This is a genomic window from Pseudomonas citri, assembly GCF_025336485.1.
Classification (GTDB): domain Bacteria; phylum Pseudomonadota; class Gammaproteobacteria; order Pseudomonadales; family Pseudomonadaceae; genus Aquipseudomonas; species Aquipseudomonas citri.
The window spans coordinates 186,584-201,566 of sequence record NZ_JAODAB010000002.1 but is presented as its reverse complement, the minus strand read 5'-3'; the positions used below and the strand labels follow the sequence as shown (position 1 = coordinate 201,566).

The 14,983-nt window shown below is 49.9% G+C and carries 14 protein-coding genes; all 14 read left to right on the top strand.

Annotated elements, in window-relative coordinates:
* Positions 1-55 precede the first annotated feature (55 nt).
* The 14 genes from wbpB to N4Q37_RS03075 all read left to right on the top strand — a co-directional run bounded on the left by wbpB (position 56) and on the right by N4Q37_RS03075 (position 14,918).
* Positions 56-1,006 (top strand): UDP-N-acetyl-2-amino-2-deoxy-D-glucuronate oxidase, encoded by a 951-nt coding sequence (gene wbpB, locus N4Q37_RS03140; RefSeq protein WP_260955233.1) that lies wholly within the window; start codon positions 56-58, stop codon positions 1,004-1,006.
* A gap of 111 nt (positions 1,007-1,117) precedes the next feature.
* Positions 1,118-2,968: an acyltransferase family protein gene (locus N4Q37_RS03135; RefSeq protein WP_260955636.1), complete on the top strand. Its 1,851-nt coding sequence runs from the start codon at positions 1,118-1,120 to the stop codon at positions 2,966-2,968.
* The gene (wbpD, locus tag N4Q37_RS03130; protein ID WP_260955232.1) at positions 2,965-3,540 is read left to right on the top strand and encodes a UDP-2-acetamido-3-amino-2,3-dideoxy-D-glucuronate N-acetyltransferase; all 576 of its coding nucleotides are present in this window, start codon (positions 2,965-2,967) and stop codon (positions 3,538-3,540) included. Before N4Q37_RS03135 ends, wbpD begins: the two co-directional genes overlap by 4 nt.
* Positions 3,541-3,542: 2 nt before the next feature.
* Positions 3,543-4,625 carry a DegT/DnrJ/EryC1/StrS family aminotransferase gene (locus N4Q37_RS03125; RefSeq protein ID WP_260955230.1) on the top strand — a complete coding sequence of 361 codons (1,083 nt, stop codon included), beginning with the start codon at positions 3,543-3,545 and terminating at the stop codon, positions 4,623-4,625.
* Between the two features lie 4 nt (positions 4,626-4,629).
* Positions 4,630-5,952 carry a hypothetical protein gene (locus N4Q37_RS03120; RefSeq protein WP_260955228.1) on the top strand — a complete coding sequence of 441 codons (1,323 nt, stop codon included), beginning with the start codon at positions 4,630-4,632 and terminating at the stop codon, positions 5,950-5,952.
* Complete coding sequence (locus N4Q37_RS03115; protein WP_260955221.1) at positions 5,942-7,177, top strand: oligosaccharide flippase family protein; 1,236 nt, start codon at positions 5,942-5,944, stop codon at positions 7,175-7,177. Before N4Q37_RS03120 ends, N4Q37_RS03115 begins: the two co-directional genes overlap by 11 nt.
* Positions 7,174-7,785 (top strand): imidazole glycerol phosphate synthase subunit HisH, encoded by a 612-nt coding sequence (gene hisH, locus N4Q37_RS03110; RefSeq protein WP_260955219.1) that lies wholly within the window; start codon positions 7,174-7,176, stop codon positions 7,783-7,785. Before N4Q37_RS03115 ends, hisH begins: the two co-directional genes overlap by 4 nt.
* A complete protein-coding gene (locus N4Q37_RS03105) occupies positions 7,782-8,534 on the top strand; it encodes an AglZ/HisF2 family acetamidino modification protein (RefSeq protein ID WP_260955218.1) in 753 nt (250 codons plus the stop codon). The genes hisH and N4Q37_RS03105 overlap by 4 nt, the downstream gene beginning before the upstream one ends.
* Positions 8,535-9,117: 583 nt before the next feature.
* Positions 9,118-10,251, top strand: coding sequence for an N-acetyl sugar amidotransferase (locus N4Q37_RS03100; RefSeq protein ID WP_260955217.1), 1,134 nt, complete (start codon positions 9,118-9,120; stop codon positions 10,249-10,251).
* A gap of 24 nt (positions 10,252-10,275) precedes the next feature.
* On the top strand, positions 10,276-11,391 hold the full coding sequence (locus N4Q37_RS03095) for a glycosyltransferase family 4 protein (protein ID WP_313958309.1): 1,116 nt from the start codon (positions 10,276-10,278) through the stop codon (positions 11,389-11,391).
* On the top strand, positions 11,388-12,479 hold the full coding sequence (wecB, locus tag N4Q37_RS03090) for a non-hydrolyzing UDP-N-acetylglucosamine 2-epimerase (protein ID WP_260955215.1): 1,092 nt from the start codon (positions 11,388-11,390) through the stop codon (positions 12,477-12,479). Before N4Q37_RS03095 ends, wecB begins: the two co-directional genes overlap by 4 nt.
* Positions 12,476-13,702, top strand: coding sequence for a glycosyltransferase family 4 protein (locus N4Q37_RS03085; RefSeq protein WP_260955214.1), 1,227 nt, complete (start codon positions 12,476-12,478; stop codon positions 13,700-13,702). The genes wecB and N4Q37_RS03085 overlap by 4 nt, the downstream gene beginning before the upstream one ends.
* Entirely contained in the window at positions 13,699-14,289 is a 591-nt protein-coding gene (locus N4Q37_RS03080) for a sugar transferase (protein WP_260955213.1), read from the top strand. The genes N4Q37_RS03085 and N4Q37_RS03080 overlap by 4 nt, the downstream gene beginning before the upstream one ends.
* The gene (locus tag N4Q37_RS03075) at positions 14,289-14,918 is read left to right on the top strand and encodes an acetyltransferase (RefSeq protein ID WP_260955212.1); all 630 of its coding nucleotides are present in this window, start codon (positions 14,289-14,291) and stop codon (positions 14,916-14,918) included. Before N4Q37_RS03080 ends, N4Q37_RS03075 begins: the two co-directional genes overlap by 1 nt.
* Positions 14,919-14,983 lie beyond the last annotated feature (65 nt).

The following is a 14,983-nucleotide window of genomic DNA, read 5'->3' as shown; positions in this document are numbered from 1 at the left end:
CGATCCGCCCGTGCCCCAAGGCCAGGCGGATTCCTTCGTTTTCAAAGGAAACCTCATGAAAAACTTCGCTCTCATCGGCGCCGCAGGCTATATCGCCCCTCGGCATATGCGCGCCATTAAAGATACGGGCAACCGCCTGGTCTCCGCCTACGATATCAATGACTCGGTAGGCATCATCGACAGCATTTCGCCGCAAAGCGAATTCTTCACCGAGTTCGAGTTCTTCCTTGATCACGCCCACGGCCTCAAGCGCGACCCAGCGACCGCCTTGGATTACGTGTCGATCTGCTCGCCCAACTACCTGCACCACCCACACATTGCCGCCGGTCTGCGCCTGGGCTGTGATGTGATCTGCGAAAAACCGCTGGTGCCGACCCCACAGCAACTGGACCAGTTAGCCCTGATCGAGCAGGAAACTGGCAAGCGCCTTTTCAACATCCTGCAACTGCGCCATCACCAGGCAATCATTGCCCTGAAGGACAAGGTCGCCCGCGAGAACAATCCGCACAAATACGAAGTCGACCTGACCTACATCACTTCCCGCGGCAAGTGGTACCTGCAAAGCTGGAAAGGTGATCCACGCAAGTCGTTCGGCGTAGCCACCAACATCGGCGTGCACTTCTACGACATGCTGCATTTCATCTTCGGCAAGCTGCAGCGTAACGTTGTGCACTTCACTTCCGAACACAAGGCGGCCGGCTACCTGGAGTACGAGAAAGCGCGCGTACGCTGGTTCCTGTCGGTCGACGCCAACGACCTGCCGGAATCGGTGAAGGGCAAGAAGCCAACTTACCGTTCGATTACCGTCAACGGCGAGGAAATGGAGTTCTCCGAAGGCTTCACTGACCTGCACACCACCAGCTACGAGGAAATCCTGGCTGGTCGTGGCTATGGCATCGAGGATGCTCGCCATTGCGTGGAGACGGTCAATACCATTCGCAGTGCGGCCATCGTCGTGGCTGCGGACAACGAAGCCCATCCGTTCGTCCAAGCCCTTTCTCGCTGACCTGCGAGACAATACGGGTGGCTTTGCGCCACCCATTTTCAAGTTTCTAAAGCAGGATCGCGAGTCAACGTGTCGAACGATAATTTCAACAAGCCAAACAAAGCGGGTGCGATGCGCCACGCGCGTAGTATTCGTTTCGATATTCAGGGCTTGCGTGCAATCGCAGTGCTAGCGGTCATGCTTTATCACGCCAATAGTGGCTGGCTGAAAGCCGGCTATGTTGGCGTCGACATCTTTTTTGTCATCTCTGGCTTCATCATAACGGCATTGTTGACCGAGCGAAGCGACAAGGTCGATCTCGTTTCATTCTATGCCAGCCGCATCAAGCGCATTCTGCCGGCGTATTTCGTCATGCTGGTGGTAGTGTGTGCGCTGTCAGCGTTTCTGTTTGTGCCTGATGACTTTGCATTTTTCCTCGCCAGCCTGAAGTCCTCGGCGCTGTTTACCAGCAACCAGTACTTCGCTGGCTTCGGCAGTTATTTCGCGCCGCGGGCCGATGAGTTGCCGCTTCTGCATACCTGGTCCTTGGCCATCGAGATGCAGTTCTATCTGTTCTTCCCAGTGCTGGTCATTTGCTTGCCAAAGCAATGGCGTCTCGTGGTGTTTGCCTTGCTAGCCGCCAGTCTGTTTGCCTGGAGTGGTTACCGTGGGCTGGGCGAATCGCAAGATGGGATGTACTTTTCCCTGTCGGCACGGATTCCCGAGTTCATGGTCGGTGCCATCGTTGCCTTACTGATGCGCCAGCGTGAGCTACCCATGTTGCTTGCAAGCGTGTTCGGGGGACTGGGCGCAATCCTGCTGGCTTGGGCGGTGCTGGCTATCGATAAGCAACACTTCCCAGGCTTCTGGTCTATCCTGCCTTGTGTCGCGGCAGGGTTGCTCATCGTCGCCCGACGTGGTCCGGTTAGCGCGTTGCTGGCCACTCGGCCCATGGTCTGGATCGGTGGCATTTCCTACTCGTTGTACCTGTGGCATTGGCCGGTGCTGGCGTTCATTCGCTATTACACGGGGCAGTACGAGCTGACGGCTGCCTGGTTGCCGGTTTTCGTGGCCAGCTCTGTACTGCTGGCATGGCTTTCCTATCGCTTGGTCGAAACACCCGCCAGAAACGCTTCCGGCATGATGCGCCAGGTGCCCAAGTGGGCTGTAGCCGGTGCTGTCGTCGTGCTGGTGGTATGGGGTGGGCAACGTGTGAACGCTTCGCTGGTCGCTCCGTTGCCTGTGGAGCTCACCCGTTATGCTGCACCAGAACTGATTTGCCATGGCACCCAGGTGGGGGCGTGCAAGCGAGGTAAGGCAGATGCCGAAGTGTCAGTCCTGGTAATTGGCGATAGCCATGCTGCCCAGTTGAACTACTTCTTCGACCGGGTGGGGGAAGAGAAGGGCGTCGCTTACCGCGTGCTCACCGCCAGCAGTTGCGTGCCTATCCCTGGTTTCGACTTTGAACGCCTGCCAGCCTGGGCGCAAAAAGCTTGTCGCGCGCAGATCGAGGCCGTCGTCCGTGAGTTGCCGAAGGTGGAGCGGGTGATCATCGCAGGCATGTGGCAGTACCAGATGCAGAGCCAAGCATTCGCCAAGGCGTTTGCTGAGTTTCTCGTCGATACTGCAGGAGCCCATAAACTCATTGTGGTGCTTGCCCAGATACCCATGTTTGAAACAGATGTACAACGGGCAAGGCGCTTTACCGAGATTGGCCTGCCGGCGCCATTGACATTGAATCGCGAGTGGCAGGTTGCCAACCAGCAAGTTCAGACCATTGTCGAGCGCACGCCAGGAGCGCGCTTCCTGGACTTTTCCAACAGCAGCTTCTTCGTCACTGCGCCTTATCAGCAAGGCTTGCTCATCTACCGTGACAGCCACCACCTCAACGAGGTAGGTGCAAGTCGTTATGGGCACTATGCTGCCGAGCAATTGCAGCGTGCTTTCGATCAACCTCAGTCCAATGTGAGTCTGATGCCATGAATTACTATCAGCACCCCAGCGCGATCGTCGATGAGGGCGCGCAGATCGGTGAAAACTCCCGTGTCTGGCACTTTGTCCATGTTTGTGGGGGCGCCCGGATCGGTGCCGGCGTTTCTCTCGGCCAGAATGTGTTTGTGGGGAACAAGGTCGTGATCGGCGACCGCTGCAAGATCCAGAACAATGTCTCGGTATACGACAATGTCACGCTGGAGGAGGGGGTGTTCTGTGGCCCCAGCATGGTCTTCACCAATGTCTATAATCCGCGTTCGCTGATAGAGCGCAAGGACCAGTACCTCGATACGCTGGTAAAAAAGGGCGCGACGCTTGGCGCCAATTGCACCATCGTCTGCGGCGTTATCATTGGTGAATATGCCTTCGTCGGTGCCGGCGCGGTCATCAACAAGGATGTGCCTGCCTATGCATTGATGGTGGGTGTGCCCGCACGGCAGATTGGCTGGATGAGCGAATTTGGCGAGCAGTTGCAGTTGGACGAGCAGGGCGAGGCCTTCTGCTCGCATACGGGAGCGCGCTATGTGCTGAACGGAAAACTTTTGAACAAGATGGATGCCTGAGCATGATTGAATTCATTGACCTGAAAAGTCAGCAAGCACGTATCAAGGACAAGATTGATGCCGGCATCCAACGTGTCTTAAGCCACGGCCAGTACATTCTCGGTCCAGAAGTGCAGGAACTGGAGGAGCGCCTGGCCGCCTTTGTCGGCGCCAAGTTCTGCATCAGTTGCGCCAACGGCACCGATGCTCTGCAGATCGTGCAGATGGCCCTGGGCATTGGTCCAGGTGACGAGGTGATCACTCCGGGCTTCACCTACATTGCCACTGCCGAAACAGTCGCCCTGCTGGGTGCCAAGCCTGTATATGTGGACATCGACCCACGTACCTACAACCTTGATCCGCAGTTGCTCGAAGCGGCGATTACGCCACGTACGAAGGCGATTATTCCAGTATCGCTGTACGGGCAATGTGCTGACTTTGATGCGATCAACGCTATTGCTGCCAAATACGGCATTCCAGTGATCGAGGACGCAGCGCAAAGCTTTGGTGCTTCGTACAAAGGCAAGCGCTCGTGCAACCTTACGACCGTTTCCTGCACCAGCTTCTTCCCTAGCAAGCCGTTGGGTTGCTATGGCGATGGCGGCGCGATCTTTACCAATGATGAAGCGTTGGCCACCGTTATTCGCCAGGTTGCCCGGCACGGCCAGGATCGCCGTTATCACCACATCCGGGTTGGGGTGAACAGCCGGCTGGATACCCTGCAAGCGGCCATTCTGCTGCCTAAGCTTGAAATCTTCGAAGAGGAGATTGCGCTGCGTCAGCAAGTAGCTAAATGGTATGACGTTGCGTTGAATACGGCAGGAGTAAACAGCATTCCATACATCGCTGAACAGAATGTGAGTGCCTACGCTCAATATACGATATGCGTACAAGATCGCGACACTGTTCAGGAAAAATTGAAAGCAGCAGGGATCCCAACTGCTGTTCATTATCCAATTCCGCTTAACAAACAGCCCGCAGTAGCTGATTCTTCGGTATCTCTGCCGGTTGGTGATGAAGTTGCAACGCAAGTGGTGAGCCTACCGATGCATCCATATTTGGATGAGGCGTCTGTAATGGAAATCGCTGCAGCTATTGCGGGATAATATTATGTATTTATCAGCCCGTCTCGATAGGTCGATATTGTCGAATGCTTTGCTGTTTTTCATCTATTTTCTGACCTTGGTATGGGTGAACAATAGCTATGTTTATGTACTTCATGAATCCATGGGGGCTGCGGCAAAACATATCGATTTCGGGCTGATAGTTTACCTGGCAGTTCTGGCTTCGATATGTGCGTTGCTGTGTGGGGCGCGCGTGGAGCGGCCAGGAGATTTTATCGTCAGTCTACTTTTTCTCGTAGTAGTACCCCATGCCCTTGTTCTGAATGCCGCAAATATTTTTTCACCCTATGCGAAGCCATGGGATGGTGTGTCACTGGGTGTGATGTTTGGGGTGATGATAATCGCTTTCGCGAATAAAATTAGATTTTACGAAAGTCAAAGTAGGCAAAGTAATGTAGTAAGTCGAAAGTGTTTGGCAGTTCTAGCATTTGCCAATATTTTAGTGCTTGTTTTTATTTTTTTAAAAAGTGCAAGTTATTTTTCTTTTAGCTTTTCTGATCAGTACGTGCGAAGAGCCATGGCGCGTGATGTATTCCAAGCGGGTTCGGCTGGAGGTTATCTCGCATCCATAGGCACGCAGGCATTTTTTCCTGTGCTTTTTGCATGGGGTGTCTACCAGAAATCGCGTATATACATGCTGCTAGGTTTGGCAAATGCCTTTGTGTTGTGGGGTGCATTTGGTCAAAAATATCCGTTTATGGTGCTATTGCTTATTTATCTTTTCATGCAGTACTTTAGGCGATACGGTAGTGTAAAAATTTATTGGTTGTTGTCTGGTGCAATTATATTTCTGTTGGCTGGAGCGCTTGAATTTGAGTTGTTTGGTTATTCATATCTGAATGACTATCTCGTGCGTCGTGCATTCATCGTTCCCTCAACGTTGTTAGGGGCTGTGGATAATTTTGTTTTATTGTTTGGTTATAATTTCTATAGTGATACCCTTCTTAGTTCTGTTGTGGGGGGGGCGAAGTCAGAGCCATTGACTTTTCGAATTGGGCGAGAAATTTTCGATAATCCGAGTTTGAATGCCAACGTAAATTTTTTTGCTATTGCTTATTTGCAGGCTAAATATGTCGGGGTCGCCGTTGAATCCCTGTTTGTAAGCGGGGTTGTGCTGCTGTTGAATTTATTGTACATGCGCTATGTCGCCTTCCTCACGATCCCTGTTGCGCTTCTCTTTGCGACAAAGATCTTGGAACAATCGCTTTTGACTGTGTTAATGGGGTCCGGTGTGTTCTTTATGCTAGGGTTCATTGTGCTTGTCTCCTTGCCCTTTACCCCAGGGAGAAGTAAATTCAATGAGCGCTAGTTTCTTTGGGCGTATCGCTCGTGTCCTACTGGGCACGATTGGAGCTCAGCTCATCACGATGGGGGTCATGCTCCTTCTTGTTCGCCTTTACACACCTGCCGATCTCGGTGAATTTAGTGTCTGGCTATCATTTGCTACAATAGCTGCAGTTGCTATTACAGGTCGTTATGAAATGGCGATTTTTAACTGCAGTGAGGCGTATGAAGTTCAGGCGATACTCAAACTTATCTTCATGATTGCGGTATTCACCTCGTTGGGGATCGTCGGTGCCGCTATATTGTGGGATGGAATTTTCTATAAATTGCCGCCTGTGATTTCTATATTCTGGGTGTCGATTGTTGCTGTGATTTTTGGCATAGGGATGAATAAGGTCGTATTGTCGTTGCTGACCTATCAGCAAGCGTTCAATAAGCTTGGCATTTCTCGAATCAGCCTGGCGGCGTGTATTGCGGTTGCACAAGTCGTTGCCGCCTATTTTTCTCAGGGCGTTTCGGGTTTGATTCACGGCCAAGTAATCGGGGTCATTACAGCGACGTGCCTTTCATTGTTCTGGATTAACAGTGCCTGGCTGAGGGGCAGCATTAGCTCGGGCTGGTTGTCTGTGAAGGAGGCGGCATATCGGCATAAGAACTTTCCAAAGTTCTCGCTTCCTGCTGATCTTTTGAACACCGCTGCGAGCCAGCTTCCGGTTATATTCATTGCTGCCCGGTTTGGAAGCGAGGCAGCAGGTTGGTTTGCGTTGACGTTAAAAATGATGGGCGCGCCTATTTCTTTATTGGCAGCTTCGGTGCTTGATGTTTTCAAAGAACAGGCAGCACGTGATTTTAGAACGCAAGGGAATTGTTATCGAGTATTCTTGAGGACGTTCTTCGTGTTGGTATCACTTGCTATAGTTCCGTTCGGGATTTTTGCATTGGTGGGTGAATGGATCTTCGGCTTACTATTTGGCCAAGAGTGGACAGAGTCAGGACGCTATGCGGTGCTACTGATTCCGTTATTTTTCATGAGATTTGTTGTAAGTCCGCTAAGTTATACAATTTATATTGCGCAAAAGCAGAAGCTGGACTTGTTGTGGCAGGTAAGTTTGCTTTTGTTTACATGCCTATGCTTCATGTTTTCCCCGGAAATTGATGCCGCTCTGTGGTCTTATTCAATCGGATATGCGGTGATGTATATGATATATTTTTGGATGTCCTATCGTTCGGCGAAAGGAGATTCGCAATGATCGTCGTTGTTGATTACGGTGTCGGTAATATTGCTTCTGTACTCAATATGCTCAAAAAAGTTGGCGCCAAAGCCAAAGCATCAAATTCACCGATTGATTTGGAAAAAGCGGAAAAACTAATCCTTCCTGGCGTGGGAGCATTCGATGCCGGGATGCGCTGTCTACGTGAAAGCGGTTTGATCGATGTACTGAATGAACAGGCATTAACCGTTCGCAAACCTGTCATGGGTATCTGCTTAGGCTCGCAAATGCTGGGATGCGGTTCCGAGGAAGGGCAGGAGAAAGGTTTGGGTTGGATTGATATGGATATTGTGCGCTTCGAAAAACGAGAAGGGCGCAAGGTTCCACACATGGGCTGGAACTATGTACAGCCTAGAGCGGATCATCCCATTTTGAATGGGCTAGACGAACAAAGTCGATTCTATTTTGTCCATAGCTATTACATGCTGCCCAAGGTCGAAAGCGATACTTTATTGATTGCTAACTATGGCCAGGAATTTACTGCTGGGGTGATGAGGGAAAATATATTCGGATTTCAATTTCATCCCGAAAAGAGTCACAAGTTTGGTATGCAACTTTTTAAAAACTTTGTAGGTCTCGAGCAATGATTAGGAAGCGTGTTATTCCTTGTTTACTTTTGCAAGATCGTGGATTGGTTAAAACGGTAAAATTTAAGGAGCCGAAATATGTTGGAGATCCTATTAATGCTATTAGAATCTTCAACGAAAAAGAAGTTGATGAATTAGTTCTTCTTGATATAAGCGCTACGAAAGCGAAGCGTGATCCGGACTTTGAGCTTGTGGCAGAGATTGCGGGTGAGTGCTTTATGCCAATTTGTTATGGCGGAGGTATCACCAAGTTAGAGCACGCACAAAAGCTTTTTGCTTTGGGTGTTGAAAAAGTTGCTATAAATTCGGCTTCGGCAGATGGCCTATCTCTGATCAGCAACATTGCAGCACAATATGGTTCGCAGAGCGTAGTGGGTTCAATCGACTGCAGAAAGGGACTTTTTGGTGGGTATACAGTTTGCACTCACAACGGGTCCAGAGATATCAAGAAGTCTCCAGTGGAGTGGGCGAAGGCTTTAGAACAGGCTGGGGTAGGAGAGATATTTCTGAATTCTATTGACCGCGACGGAACACAAAAGGGGTACGATCTTTCGCTGATTTCAAATGTGGTTAATAGTGTACATGTACCCGTCGTGGCCTGCGGTGGTGCCGGTTCTACAGATGATTTGCTTGCTGTATTCAACCACTGCGAAGTTTCTGCTGTGTCGGCAGGTAGTCTTTTTGTATTTCACGGAAAACACAGGGCAGTCTTGATCAGCTATCCAGACATTAACAAGGAAAATAAGTGAAATACATTTCGTTGTTGCTGGTTTTTTTCTTTAGTAGCGCTTTTGGAAAAGAAATCGGTGTTCATGCGTTCACCGCTTTCGATACGCCCGGGAATTTTGCAAGCGCGAATGGCCGATTATCGGCTTGTTGTGCCTTTTACTTATCTCGTGACCACTCGCTATATTAAATTTTACATGCTTTCTGATAGCAGTAATCGAATATGGCCTTGGATGGAGTGGCTGTGTTTAAGGCGAATCCGGAGAAATATATAGTCGATAGGTGTGATTACTTTGTTTCACTAGAAAAATTTTCTGATGGTGATCCCTCTACCGGAACTCCGGTACGCTGCGCAGGCTAGCTCCTGATCCCAAAAAGTGAAATGAAAAAATAAGTTTTGAATATTGATGTTAAGAGAGCCGATGTTCCAGGTGTTGCCAGTTTGGAGCTTGAGTATTCAAGTGATGTGGTATTCTGGAAGCAGCTTCCACACCTACCTGTCAACGACCGAAGCGTAGCGTTTGAGAAAATTCCCGAAGCATCATACTATAGGGTTAAATTCGATCAAGCGATCTCCGTAACTAATGAATTCTATTGAGGTGTGCAGTGACCCAAGTGTGCTCCCGGTGTGTAATGGATACTTCAGACTCCCAAATCGTTTTTGACGATCATGGCGTTTGCAATCACTGTCGCAAATTTGATGACGTTCAGAGTCAGCAGCTATTTACCGATGACTCGGGTGTTCAACGACTCGAGAATATCGTTGCTCAGATAAAAAAAGACGGTGCCGGTAAGGAATATGATTGTATTATTGGCTTGAGCGGGGGGGTCGATAGTTCCTATTTGGCTCTTAAGGTCAAAGACTATGGCTTGCGTCCGCTTGTAGTGCATGTCGATGCTGGGTGGAATAGCGAACTTGCGGTTAGTAATATTGAAAAAATAATCAAGTATTGCGGTTATGATTTGCACACCCATGTTATGAACTGGGAAGAGGTTCGGGATCTGCAGTTGGCTTACATGCGTGCAGCTGTCGCGAATCAGGATGTACCCCAGGATCATGCCTTCTTTTCAAGTATGTATCATTTTGCAGTTAAGAATAATATTAAATACATTCTTAGTGGCGGAAATCTGGCGACCGAAGCGGTTTTCCCAGAATCATGGCACGGCAGTGCTATGGATGCGATTAATTTGCGCGCAATACATAAAGCTTATGGGGAGCGCGCGTTGAATGATTATAAGACTATTAGTTTTTTTGAATATTATTTCTGGTATCCCTTCGTGAAGGGTATGCGAACTGTTCGTCCGTTGAATTATATGAACTATAATAAAGCCGAGGCGGAAGTCTATTTGCGAGATACAATAGGGTATCGCTCTTACGCTCGTAAACATGGTGAATCTATTTTTACCAAGCTCTTCCAGAATTATTATCTGCCAACTAGATTTGGTTACGATAAACGAAAGCTTCATTACTCTAGTATGATTCTTTCAGGTCAACTGACCCGAGAAGCTGCTCTTATAAAGCTTGCCGAGCCACTCTACGACACTGAGGAATTAGAGGCTGATATCGAGTACTTCTGCAAGAAGATCAGGATTTCGCGATCTCAGTTCGACGAGCTGATGAATGTGCCCATACACGACTACTCCGACTTCAAGAACTGGGATGGATTGCAACGTTTTGCTAAACGTGCGCAAGGATTGCTCCAGAAGCTGATGGGTAGAAAAGTTCGAATCTATTCCTGAGAGCCATTTGCATAGGTTTATATGATGAAAGTAGTTCACTTGACGTCGGTGCATTCTCGATACGATATTCGAATTTTTCAAAAAGAATGTCGTACGCTTGCAAGTGCAGGTTATGATGTCACGTTGATCGTTGCAGATGGTAAAGGTGATGAACAAGTAAACGGGATCCAGATATTGGATGTCGGTAAGCCTAAAGGCAGGCTGCAACGGATGTTCAAAACTACGGATGATGTTTTTACTAAAGCGCTGTTACTTAATGCGGATATATATCAGTTTCATGACCCAGAATTGCTTCCGGTGGGTGTGAAATTGAAAAAAGCAGGGAAAGTTGTTGTTTTTGATTCTCATGAAGATGTTCCTAAGCAACTTTTGAGTAAACCCTATTTGCACCCGTTTCTTATGAGGTGCATATCTGTTGCTTTTTTTGTGTATGAGCGTTTTGCATGTCGTAACTTGGATTTTATCTTTGCGGCGACGCCTTTTATTCGCGATAAGTTTTTACGCATAAATCCGGCCAGTATCGATATAAATAACTTCCCGATGGTTGGCGAGTTGGATGCTGCTGTCTCTTGGGAAGAAAAGAAAAAAGAAGTATGTTATGTTGGTGGTATCGCAAACATTCGTGGTATCTCACAAGTCGTTGATGCCTTCAGGCACGTTTCAGAGGGCGTGCGTCTCAATCTGGTTGGGCGTTTCAGCGAGCCTCATGTCGAACAACGGGTGCAGGAACTCGAAGGTTGGGCCTCTGTTAATCAGCTAGGTCAACTCGAGCGATCGCAGGTAAGAGATGTTCTGTCTCGATCTTTGGCTGGTCTGGTAACCTTTCATCCGTTACCCAATCACATTGATGCCCAACCTAATAAGATGTTCGAGTATATGTCTGCAGGGATACCTGTAATTGCGTCGGACTTTCCTCTGTGGCGCCAGATAATAGATGGCAGTAAGTGTGGCATATTGGTTGATCCAATGGATCCACGCTCAATTGCTCATGCCATTGATGCCTTGGCCAAAGACCCTGAGCGCGCGCGTCTTCTTGGTGAGAATGGTCGGAAAGCAGTAAGCGTACAGTACAATTGGGATATCGAGTCAAAAAAGCTTTTGGCTTGTTATGAACAACTTTCGAAGAAGGTAAAGAAATGAAGATCTTAACAGTTTTGGGCGCTCGCCCTCAGTTTATTAAGGCGAGTGTTGTGTCTCACTTCATTTCCACTTTGCCGGGGGTCGAAGAAGTTGTTGTTCATACAGGGCAGCATTTCGATTCGAATATGTCCGATGTTTTTTTTGAGGAGCTGGGTATGAGTGCGCCAGCTTATCAATTAGATATCCACGGTGGGGGTCATGGTGACATGACTGGCAGGATGTTAATTGAAGTAGAGAAGGTTCTGCTGCAAGAGTGCCCTGATATAGTATTGGTGTACGGCGATACTAACTCCACGTTGGCTGGTGCATTAGCTGCGGTCAAGTTGCATATCCCAGTTGCCCATGTTGAAGCCGGACTGCGCTCTTTTAACATGGCGATGCCTGAGGAGGTAAATAGGATTTTGACCGACAGGGTTTCACGTTGGATGTTTACTCCAACCGCAACCGCTGCGAAGCATCTGAAAGAAGAGGGCGTGAGGACAGCCAGCATCATTCCTGTCGGAGACGTCATGTATGATGTTGCGAAGTTTCATGGCGAGCGGGTTGACGCCAGTGGACGTGTGATGGCCAAGCTTGGCCTCAAGAAAGCGGGTTTTGTACTTGCGACAGTTCATCGAGCTGAAAATACCGATGACCCCGCACGGCTTACCGCGATTGTTGAAGCATTCCGCGACCTGTCTGCCGATTTGCCAATCGTGTGGCCAGTGCATCCGCGGACGAAGGCGGTTCTGCAGAAGCGCGGGCAGTTGGATGATATACCTGAGAACCTGCACCTTATTGATCCAGTCGGTTATCTGGATATGGTACAGCTTGAGAAGCATGCAGCACTCATCGCCACTGATTCAGGGGGTGTTCAGAAAGAGGCATTCTTTTACGGCGTTCCATGTGTCACGCTACGAGATGAAACCGAGTGGGTCGAATTGGTCGAGGCTGGATGGAATCGATTGGTTTCGCCGAAGTCTTCGCAAGAAGTGGCAACTGCCGTTCGTCAAGCCTTGGGTAGCAAAGGTCAGGCAGTGCAGCCATATGGTCAAGGCAACGCGGCAGAGCTGATCATATGCCGCCTTGTCGAGGACCTTGCTGAATGAAGAATGTCTGGATCCTCAACCACTACGCGCAGGAACCAGGGGGGGCCGGCGGTACTCGTCATTACCAGTTGGCGAAGAATTTGCCTGCGCATGGGTGGGAGGCTTCGATTGTCGCAGCCAGTGTGGAACACCAGTCTGGTCGGCAGCGTCTTGCAATTTCGGAGTCCGCCAGGCTTGATCAGTATGGCGGCGTTCCCTTCCTGTGGTTGAAAACATCGGAATATGAGGGGAACGGTACTGCGCGCATGCGGAATATGCTGGAGTACACCTGGCAGGTTGTTAAGCCCGGTAAGCTTACTGCATTGAAGAAGCCCGACGTCATCATTGGCTCGAGTGTTCATCCGTTTGCGGCAGCCGCTGGGGCAGTGCTTGCGTGGCGATATAGAGTACCTTTCGTTTTCGAAGTGCGGGATCTGTGGCCGGAAACGCTGATCGATATGGGGCGGTTAGAACGCAACAGCATGATCGCTCGGACGCTTCGCGTGTTGGAGAAGTGGCTTTATAAGCGTGCGAAGCGGATTGTTGTGCTGCTGCCTAAGGCGCATGAATACATAGTGCCTATGGGCATTGATGCGAAGAAGATCGCCTGGATTCCCAACGGCGTCGATCTCCAAGACTTTCCTCGCCCGGAGGATAAGGTGGCTGGAGGTGAGTTCACGCTTATGTATTTCGGAGCTCATGGTCCAGCCAATGGATTGGATAATGTTCTGCGTGCGCAACATATCATCGAAGAAAATCCCGAAATGTCGCATGTTCGGCTACGGATTATTGGCAATGGCCCGTGCAAGGCCGAATTGATTACCTTGGCTGAAGAGCTGGGCCTCAAACGCGTCAGTTTTGAAGACCCTGTTCCCAAGCGTGAGATACCGGCGTTGGCCGCGCAGGCGGACGCGTTTGTTTTCAACCTGATTAACGCTCCAGTGTTCAAATACGGAATCAGTTCAAATAAGTTGTTTGATTTCATGGCAGGCCAGCGTCCGGTTCTGTTCTGTTGTGATGCGGGCAACAACCCCATCGAAGATTCCGGTTCCGGATATACGGTCGAGCCAGGTAATCCCAAGGCGCTAGCCGACGCGGTCGTCAGGCTGTCCAGCCTGACGAGTGCCGAGCGAGCGGCCATGGGGAACGCGGGAAGACATTACGTAGAAGTCGAGCATGGTTTCGACAAGCTTGCAGGAAGCTTGGCGCGTTGTTTGAATGAAGCTTGTGAGACCGGCAGATGAAGAGAGTCATTGACTTCGCCGGAGCCCTTATGGGCTTGATCATTTTGTCACCGGTCATATTGATCGTGGCATTATTGATAAAGCGCAGGCTAGGAGGGCCCGTGTTATTCCGGCAGGCTCGCCCCGGACGTGAGGGTAAGCCTTTTGAGATGATCAAATTCCGCACCATGCGTGATGCTTACGATCACAATAATGTTCCGCTGCCCGATGCACAGCGAATGACGCCGTTCGGTAGTTTCCTACGTTCCAGCAGCCTGGATGAATTGCCGGAGCTGTGGAATGTACTTAAAGGCGACATGAGCCTCGTGGGGCCTAGACCGCTGTTGATGGAGTATCTTCCGCTCTATAACGAGCGACAATACCTTCGGCATACGGTAAGGCCAGGTGTTACCGGTTGGGCGCAGATCAATGGGCGAAACGCTTTGAGCTGGCCGGAGAAATTCGAACTGGATGTCTGGTATGTGGAAAATCGCTCTTTTTGGCTAGATCTGAAGATCATCGCTTTGACAGTGAAGAAGGTTGTGAAGAAGGATGGTATTAGCGCTAGCGGAGAGGCCACTATGTCAAAATTCACGGGCAACAAGTAATGAAAAAGCTCGCAATCCTTGGTGCAAGTGGGCATGGGAAAGTGGTTGCCGATACCGCTGAATATTGCGGGTGGGGAGATATTACTTTCTTCGATGACGCATGGCCTTCCGTCACCAATAATGGCGTTTGGGCTGTGATTGGTACTTGCAACCAGTTGCTTGAGCGAGTCCGTGAGTTTGACGGTGTAATTGTAGCTATTGGTAATAATGCTGTTCGCCAGGCCAAGCAGGCCGCACTCATTCAGCATGGCGCTATTTTACTAACGCTGATCCATCCTGCCGCTTATGTCAGCTGCCATGCGACAGTGGGAGCGGGTACCGTGATATTTGCCGGAGCTGTTCTCAATGCCGGTGCCAGGGTGGGGCTGGGCGGGATTTTGAACACTGGGTGTAGTGTCGATCACGACTGCGTTCTAGGTGATTTCGTTCATATCAGCCCTGGTGCTAGGCTTGCCGGTGGGGTCGTGGCAGGCGATCGCACATGGGTAGGCATCGGCGCGTGCGTAAAGCAAATGCTAACCATCGGTGCTGCCGGGGTAGTGGGGGCTGGGGCTGCTGTCGTGACAGATGTGGCAGAAGGTATGACAGTGGTTGGCGTTCCGGCGCGGGTTTTAAAACAATTCCACTAATTTTGGCCATGCGACGGTAGACTGTGTTTTGTAGCCGTATGCGTTCTTGCCAGTTTGACGAATCA

Excerpts from the sequence above, each read along its gene's own strand:
- wbpB (WP_260955233.1), top strand. The coding sequence starts at position 56 with ATGAAAAACTTCGCTCTCATCGGCGCCGCAGGCTATATCGCCCCTCGG.
- N4Q37_RS03135 (WP_260955636.1), top strand. The coding sequence starts at position 1,118 with ATGCGCCACGCGCGTAGTATTCGTTTCGATATTCAGGGCTTGCGTGCA.
- wbpD (WP_260955232.1), top strand. The coding sequence starts at position 2,965 with ATGAATTACTATCAGCACCCCAGCGCGATCGTCGATGAGGGCGCGCAG.
- N4Q37_RS03125 (WP_260955230.1), top strand. The coding sequence starts at position 3,543 with ATGATTGAATTCATTGACCTGAAAAGTCAGCAAGCACGTATCAAGGAC.
- N4Q37_RS03120 (WP_260955228.1), top strand. The coding sequence starts at position 4,630 with ATGTATTTATCAGCCCGTCTCGATAGGTCGATATTGTCGAATGCTTTG.
- N4Q37_RS03115 (WP_260955221.1), top strand. The coding sequence starts at position 5,942 with ATGAGCGCTAGTTTCTTTGGGCGTATCGCTCGTGTCCTACTGGGCACG.
- hisH (WP_260955219.1), top strand. The coding sequence starts at position 7,174 with ATGATCGTCGTTGTTGATTACGGTGTCGGTAATATTGCTTCTGTACTC.
- N4Q37_RS03105 (WP_260955218.1), top strand. The coding sequence starts at position 7,782 with ATGATTAGGAAGCGTGTTATTCCTTGTTTACTTTTGCAAGATCGTGGA.
- N4Q37_RS03095 (WP_313958309.1), top strand. The coding sequence starts at position 10,276 with ATGAAAGTAGTTCACTTGACGTCGGTGCATTCTCGATACGATATTCGA.
- wecB (WP_260955215.1), top strand. The coding sequence starts at position 11,388 with ATGAAGATCTTAACAGTTTTGGGCGCTCGCCCTCAGTTTATTAAGGCG.
- N4Q37_RS03085 (WP_260955214.1), top strand. The coding sequence starts at position 12,476 with ATGAAGAATGTCTGGATCCTCAACCACTACGCGCAGGAACCAGGGGGG.
- N4Q37_RS03080 (WP_260955213.1), top strand. The coding sequence starts at position 13,699 with ATGAAGAGAGTCATTGACTTCGCCGGAGCCCTTATGGGCTTGATCATT.
- N4Q37_RS03075 (WP_260955212.1), top strand. The coding sequence starts at position 14,289 with ATGAAAAAGCTCGCAATCCTTGGTGCAAGTGGGCATGGGAAAGTGGTT.